General features: G+C 42.3%; 3 protein-coding genes. 1 reads left to right on the top strand and 2 read right to left on the bottom strand.

Translation table 11 applies throughout. The features are described from left to right. The first annotated feature begins 26 nt into the window (after positions 1 to 26). On the top strand, positions 27 to 242 hold the full coding sequence (locus KDK14_RS21825; RefSeq protein WP_373691102.1) for a zinc ribbon domain-containing protein: 216 nt from the start codon (positions 27 to 29) through the stop codon (positions 240 to 242). Between the two features lie 113 nt (positions 243 to 355). Here the strand turns inward: KDK14_RS21825 and KDK14_RS16650 are convergent, their stop codons facing one another. Further along, positions 356 to 751, bottom strand: coding sequence for a hypothetical protein (locus KDK14_RS16650; protein ID WP_257266301.1), 396 nt, complete (start codon positions 749 to 751; stop codon positions 356 to 358). Positions 752 to 1,327: 576 nt separating this feature from the next. After that, on the bottom strand, positions 1,328 to 1,606 hold a 279-nt coding region (locus KDK14_RS16645; RefSeq protein ID WP_257266300.1), incomplete at its 5' end, for a hypothetical protein.

Raw genomic sequence — 1,606 nt, 5'->3', positions numbered from 1 at the left:
TTGGGAGGTTCCAGCCAAGCTCCAAACTGTGTAATTGCTGTGGCTATAAAATGGATACCATGCCGTTATCCCTCCGTGAGTGGAAATGCCCAAGTTGCCATTCAGTGAGTGACCGGGACACGAACGCCGCACGGAATATAAGAGATATGGGTTTAGCTGATTCACTGGGACACAGTGATTGTATAAAGAGTTCCACTGTAGGGAGTCCTGTCAGCGCAGGTTCTACCAGCGAAAGGTGTTGAGTATTCTCAGCATGGGTCGCAAGAAGCCCCCACCATAGCCGCTTGGCGGTGGGGCGGCCATCCGCTTGGTGGTGGGAGTATGTCATTGAGCTGTTATCACTTGTAGCAGATGCTCAATTTTCTGGAGAAGGTAGCATCGTCATTACTTGTTCAATGCTTTTAACCAATTCAGGAACCAAGTGATGAAATATCTCTGCATGTGTGTTTGCTGATGTCTTCAGGATAGCATTTAACATTGTGTTACATAGCATATCTCTTTCATCCTGAGTAAAAGAAAATGATGGCTTTTTATCGTCACTCATAAGGTCAACTGTTCTGGTAATAATATCGTTGATACCATTGAGCAGTTCCTGTGTATCTGCATCCTTTGGATTTCCCTGTTGCTCTAATACTTGACTTAACTGATTTATTTTTTCAGGTATATCTGAAGTGGTCTTCTTTCGATCTTTGCCCTTATTGAGACCGTTTGGGCTTGGTATGTTTTGCATAATGCTAACACTCGCGTTCATGGGATGGAAAAACTGCCCATCTTTTATATTCCTGTTTTTTAGAAATACTTATTCCAAGATAACTACTTTGGAAAGTAAATGGGTCTGTTCGTTGACTAAATGAATAATTAATTAGTCATCAATGGTAACTGGTACTGAATCAATACCAGTATTATGACTTTGTTCACGCAGCTGAGGTTACCGTCATTTCATCATTATCGATTGTTAATCCTGTAGAGTAGTAATGATTATTTGAATGATGATTATTTTAGAACATTTAAAATAGTACTGGTTTTATTGATGGTTAAAATACATTTTTTTCATATAGGTAAAATATTTTATAGCCTGTGAATGCAGAAAGTATCAGCTCCATTCAACAAACACCTCTGCTCCACATCAGGAGTGAGCGAGAGGTATAATTAGCATCACCGGATATAAGCGATCTTTAGTGCTTTTTGAGGATCGTCTCTGACACTCCCCGCCCTGGCGGGGAGTGTCAGCCTGCTACCCGACTTTATCTACTCAGAATTATTCATAACTATTGTCGTTTACGTTAATAAAGAACATCTTTTGACCCGATTATGCACGAGCGGCCCCTCACGATGCCTTGCGTTTGCGCATGGGTGTCACGGATGCAGGGTCTGGCACCACAGGCGGTGAGAGAGGTTCCACACTGATGCCAAAGATTTTACTTATGACATGATCACTCATCCCATCGGTAGTGAGTATCTCAAGCAAAGGATTCAGTATTGTGGAGGTAATGGCCTGGGCAAAACCTGTTTTAAGCTCCTGCCACTGCTGCTGTATTGTTGATATTTCGTTTTTCCCTGACAATTCCCTGCAGGCAGCTGTTTCAGCATCGTTTTCGTCGGCGTA

The organism is Endozoicomonas sp. ONNA2, assembly GCF_024606365.1.
Lineage (GTDB): Bacteria > Pseudomonadota > Gammaproteobacteria > Pseudomonadales > Endozoicomonadaceae > Endozoicomonas.
This window is presented reverse-complemented; position numbering and strand designations above follow the sequence as displayed.

What these genes read in the sequence shown, in the direction of transcription:
- KDK14_RS16650 (WP_257266301.1), bottom strand. Translation starts at nt 751, where the DNA reads ATGAACGCGAGTGTTAGCATTATGCAAAACATACCAAGCCCAAACGGT.